1 protein-coding gene is annotated in these 5,452 nt (G+C 69.6%); it reads right to left on the bottom strand.

Annotation, left to right across the window (positions count from 1 at the left end; translation table 11 throughout):
• Positions 1-3: 3 nt before the first annotated feature.
• The coding region (locus RFM68_RS33310) for a shikimate kinase (protein WP_430695010.1) at positions 4-5,452 on the bottom strand (5,449 nt) is incomplete at its 5' end.

Below are 5,452 nucleotides of genomic sequence, written 5' to 3'. Positions count from 1 at the left end.
GCTTCATGGACCGGAGCCGATAAGCGGCCTGAGGCGGTCCATCAAGGCCTGGCGGTCGGCGACGAGGGTGTCGAGGTGGAGCGGCCGGCCGGTGGGCGGTTCGGCTTCAGCCAGGCGTGAAGTCAGCGCCCGGGTGGCGTCGAGGACGAAGACGCCGCAATCATAGGTGTTGTCCTGCTGGGCCATCAGCACCGGCTTCAAGCGGGCGCCCAGCTTTGCGGCGAGCTCTTGTGCCAGCGCGCTGTTTTGGCCGCCTGAGGAGTCGTAATGAGAGGCGAGCGGCTGGGAGCCGCGCAGATCGACAAACAGCAGCGACCAGTGGGTGCCCTGCTCGCCAAGCGCGGCATTGTTGAGGGGAAGGAACACGAAGTCGGTCCTGGCGTCCGCCAAATTGCCCCCGCCGCCGGCGATGCCGTGGAAGATGGCGGCCGCTTCGGCCTCGTCTTCGGTCATGCGCAACAGATGGGTCACCGAAGGCTCGACCAATCGGATCCGGGCGGCGATGTCGGGACTGGCCCCGTGCAAGGCCTCGCCAAGCAGCGCGTAATCGGCCGTGATATGGTCGTCCAGGAGCCATTGGGTGGCGCCAAGCGCCAGCCGATGCGCTGCAGCGGCTACCGGGGGGAGCCCGGCTGCCTGGCGCTCGGTCGGCCGAACGCCAGGTGGCACGTCGACTGCGATGCCGGGAGCGTCGGAGATGGCTGATGTCCCGGCAGTGGGGAGGGTCTCGGCAGCGGCAGGCGTCTCAGGAGCAGGCGCCTCGTTGGCCTGTGTCTCGTTGGCATGTGTCTCGTTGGCAGGGGTCTCGTTGGCAAGGGTCTGTGCGGCTGCGTCCTCGCCGCCGCACAGGTAGGCGTGGAGCGCCTTCACGCAAGGCTCGGCGTTCTCCTTGTCCTTTGCGGAGGGCGGGACCACGGTGATATCGGCCTGTTGGTAGAGCGGCCGGCGCTCGTCGAACATGCGGCTTAGCTTCTGCTCGCCGTCGGGGCCTTGCAGCAGCGGCCGGCTGGTGTCGTTCCTGAGGCGCCTGCGGATCACTTGCGGGTTGGTGTCGAGCCAGACCGACACCGCCTTCTCGCCGATCAGGGCTCGATTGTTGGGCTCGATGAAGCCGCCGCCGCCGGTTGCGATGACGATCGGCCCCTTCTCCAGCTGCTTGGCGAGCTCTTCGGCCTCCAGCTGTCTGAAGTGGGCCTCGCCCTGGCGCGCGAACAGATCGCTCAGATTGCCGTGCTCGCGCACGATTTCCTTGTCGGTGTCGACAAACTTCACCCCCAGCTTGCCGGCAAGCTCGCGGCCGATGGTCGACTTGCCGCTGCTCGGCATGCCGACCAGCACCACCGGGCGCATGCCGAGGGCGGCTATGATCGCGCCGGCCTGCGGCGAGCGGGGGGCCGCGGGCTGGCTTGCCCGGTCGGCGGTGGCCAACCTGGAGGTCCCAGCCGTCCGCGACCGGCTGTGGCCCGCCGAGCCCCAGTGGGGGATGCTGGAGGCGTCGGGGGGAATGGCGACCTCGAGGCATCTGTCCCGCACGCTCTGCACGAGCTCGTCGGCCTTTTGCTCGGCGTCCGGCCCGGGATGCCGCCGCAGCCAGCCGATCTGCTTGTAGAGGTCGTGGTTGGCGAGCTTGGCCCGGTAGCTGGCCGGCGTATGGAACTCGGCCTCGAAGCGATAGCCCTGCGGGGTGCTGAACACGGTGCGGATGGCGAGGAAGCTCGGCGTGCGCATCCTGAACCAGTTGGTTGTCTCGACCTCGCTGCAGCCGCGCTCCTCGAAGGCCAGCACGGCCGTCTTGAAGGCGCGCGTCAGGGCCGCGTCCGGGATCTCGAAGACATGGCGCACCGCATTGGTGAGCAGCTGGGCCTCGGGCGCGGCGCTCACGCTCTGGCCGGTGAGCCCGTCGGCCATCGAGGAGCGCCCGCGCAGGCGCTGCTCGAGATGCGGCATGGTCACCTCGTTGCCGGCTTGCCGCAAAAGCGCGGCGACCGCCTGCGCGGTCGCGGTGATGGCGCCTTCCTCCGCCGCGGCGCGCTGGGCTGCGCGCCTGGCGTGCTCCAGGGCCTGCTCGCGGCTCAGCGTGATCGTGGCGGCGGGGTCGTCGGCTTCCGCGACGTCCAAGGGGCTGGGCAGGATGCCGTTCGCGGCGGCAAGCTTGATCGAGGCCTCCATGACCGAGGCCGCCAGTGTCGGATTGTCCTTCAGATCCGCCAGGCTGGCGTCGACGTCGAAGCGGCCCTGGTGCAGCGTTGCCGCCAGCGCCTTGACATAGGGCGCCGGCTTCAGGCCCGGGACCTGCTGCAGGAGCCGCTGCAGATCGGCGCTCTTCTTCATGAACAGCCGCGCCCCGGTGTCGGACTTGTAGGCGTCGGTGCCGACCTTGATGCCGACGCTCAACAGGTTGATGGCGCTTTCGTGCAGATCGTGCGGGTTGTAGCCGTCGGGCCGCGGATCGATGCGCGCCCGGCAGTGGTCGAGCAGGAGCTCGACGCGCTCCCTGGCGTCGGCGGCTGCCGGATAGGATTCGGCAAGCTCGGGAAACAGCGCGCCGGCGGCGGCGCTGACGCCAGCAGGTGCGCTGGTCGAGGCCGTGGCTCGCGCCAACGGCTCGCCCTTGGGCTGCTCCCCGTTGGGCTGCTCGTCATTGCCCTGGTGGGCCCAGGTCTCGAGCTCGCTGACCAGCAAGGCGGCCAGTTCGCGGGCCACCGGATGCCGGGCCGCCTCGCCGTCCTGCCTGGCCCTCTCGAGGAGCCCCTGCATGGCCTGGCCGTCCGGCCGCTCTGCCTGCAGCTGGACGCGGATGTCGGCCCTGAGCTCATGGTGAATGCCCTCGTAAGTGCCGAAGACGGCACGCTCGGCAAACCAGCGTTGCGCTTCAAGCGGCTGCGCCAGGACGTTGCGCTGCAGGCAGCTGTAGCTCTCCAGCACCTGCTGGGTGGCCGACAGGATCTGCCGGGAGCGGCTGAACTGGTAGTCGCCGTTCTCGATGGCCGGCGTGTGCGACTTCGGCGGCTTCAGCGAGGCCAGGCCGCGCGCCTGCTCCTTCTGGTCGAACTGGCGCACATGCTCGTAGAGCCTGGGCCGGTCGCCGACGATGACAACGGTGTCGCCGTCGAAATCGCCGTCGAGCTTCTTTTGTTCGGCGCTCGGCACCGCAACCAGCGAGCCGGGCGCGAACACCTCCGTCGCCTGCAGGATGCCGACGCAGTCGAGCCCGGTGTCGGCCTTGACCCGGTCCTTGCCCTCGAGCCAGTGCGAATGGCACTTGACGTCCTCGGCCGACATCACCACCGAACGCTCGGCGAAGGCGGCCGGCCACATCCGGTCGGGCACCACGATCAGGATGCCCTTGGCAAACAAGGTCGGATCGTCGGCGGCAAGCCTTTCCCCCGACTTGTGCGCGACGTTGAAGCTGTACTGGAAGGCCACGCACCGGTCCAGGAACGCCGCGGTCGCGTCGCCGTCGCGCGCCGACCTGACCTGGCCGGCGGTGAACGGGCGCAGGTTCGGCTTGTCGTAGGGCGAGCGCCCGACAAGCACGCCGCCATCGGCGGTCAAGGTCTCGCTCTTGAGCGTCGGCACATAAAGGCGTCCGTCGCCGGACGGCACGGCGACGGCGCCCGGGCCGTCGATGTGGCCAGAGGTGACGGTCCGAAACAGCTCCTCGGCCGTCAGCCTCGGCTGCTCACGGCTGCCGAGCCAGGCCTCGGCCTTCTCGCGCGTCTCCTCGGCCACCGCTGCGTCGCGCGGATAATGCTGCAGGGCCGAGGCCGGCACCGAGGTTCGCTTGCCCTGGCCAAAGACACGCACCGGCGCGGCGCCGTCCGGGCGGACGGCCCGGGCGATGGCCGGCATGCGCTCGGCCAGCGAGGCCCTGATAAAGCCGCAGCCGTCATGCGGCCGCAAGGCGATCGGGCCGTCCGGCCCGGCGAGCCTGAAGGGATGCGCTGCCCCTGCCGGGCGGTCGGGCAGGAGCGACAGCCTGAAGGCGCCTTCCAGCGCATAGTCGTGCGGGCCAAGCCCGGGGATGTCCGGCGGCGCGGCAAAGCCGCGGCGCTGGGTGTAGTAATAGGCTTCCTTGAACGGCGCCCAGGCCCGCGCCAGCTGCTCGAAGGCCGTCCCCGGCGCCGTGTCGGCATAGGGGATCGCCAAAAGCTTGCCGCCGGTGGCCTCGTCGGTCGCGCCGGGCAGGCGGGCGGCAAGCTGGGCCAGGGACTTTTGCGGCGCCTTCAGCTTGCTGCCGCCGAACAGGTCCATGCGGTAGGGCACGCCCTCGACGCTGAGCGTGCGCGCCAGCATGAAGGCGCTCGGCTTGCCCGGCAGCTGCACCGCAACCACCTTGACAGCCCCCGAGGTCAGGCGGTGGAAGATGGAATAGCGCAGCTCCGCTTCGCCGGCCAGCGGCCGCCCCTGCATGTCGACCACCGGCAGCCGCATCAGTCCGGCATCGCCTTGCGGCGGCCGCGGCTCGTGGTCCATGGCCTCAAGCACGCCATGGACATCGAAGACGGCGGCGGCATGCTGGGCCTGGACGCTCGGCGCGTTCTGGGCCATGAAGGTGTCGAGCGCGTCGAGCGGCCCCTCCGCCTCGATCTCGGCGATCACGTTCCAGCTCATGTTGGAAAGGTCGGCCTCGATGAGGGCGCGGGCGCTGTCCAGGATCTGGCTGGTCTTGGCGTGCAGCTCTTCCTGGCGGCGCCGCAAGGCGAGCTTGTCGCCCTCGACATAGGGCCGCCGGTAGAGCTTCTCCAGCACCGCGCGGGTCTTGAGCACCTGATAGACCGACAGCGCCGGGCAGCGGCTTGCATTGGCGCCGCTGTCGCGCTCGGCCTGGCCTGCCTCGAGATGCGCCTCGATCTTGCGCTCCACCACCGGCTGGATGGCGTTGAGCAGGTTCAGCGCCGGCCTGCGGTACCAGCGCAACGCCGGCCGCGGGCTGCGCGCCAGCGGCAGCAGGGCGGCGCACAGATTGCCCATGGTCTCCAGGTTGTTGTCGCGCTCGAAGGCGGGCGTGGCGCGCAGCGCCTCCAGCCGCTCCAGCCCCGGCTTTGCGAGCACACCCAGATCGTCGGACAACTGCGCCTTGCTCAGGGCCTTGAAGATGTTGGCGATGGCCAGGACATCGGCCTGCTGCAGCCGGTCCTCGGCATAGTGGAGATAATGCGCCAGCTGCTGCAGCCGCTCCTTCAGCAAAGCGGGTTCGGCCACCTCCCCGGCTTCCTCGCCCTGCAGGATACCGCGCGCCAGACTGTTGGCGATGTTGCCCAGCGCAGGCGTGATGAAAGCGCCGAAGCGACGGCCCTTGGGGCCGAGACCGCGGGCGATCTCCACCAGAGCCTGATAGCACACCGGCTCTTGCGTCCACTTGCCGAAGCCGTTCACCAGGATCGCCAAGCCTTGAGCAGTAAAATCGGAGAGCCCGACATCCGGGCGATCGGCGCGGCGAAGGACCTCC

The organism is Mesorhizobium montanum (assembly GCF_033977145.1).
Lineage (GTDB): Bacteria > Pseudomonadota > Alphaproteobacteria > Rhizobiales > Rhizobiaceae > Mesorhizobium > Mesorhizobium montanum.
Note: the sequence above shows the minus strand (reverse complement) of the source record. Positions and strands in the feature narration are given on the sequence as shown.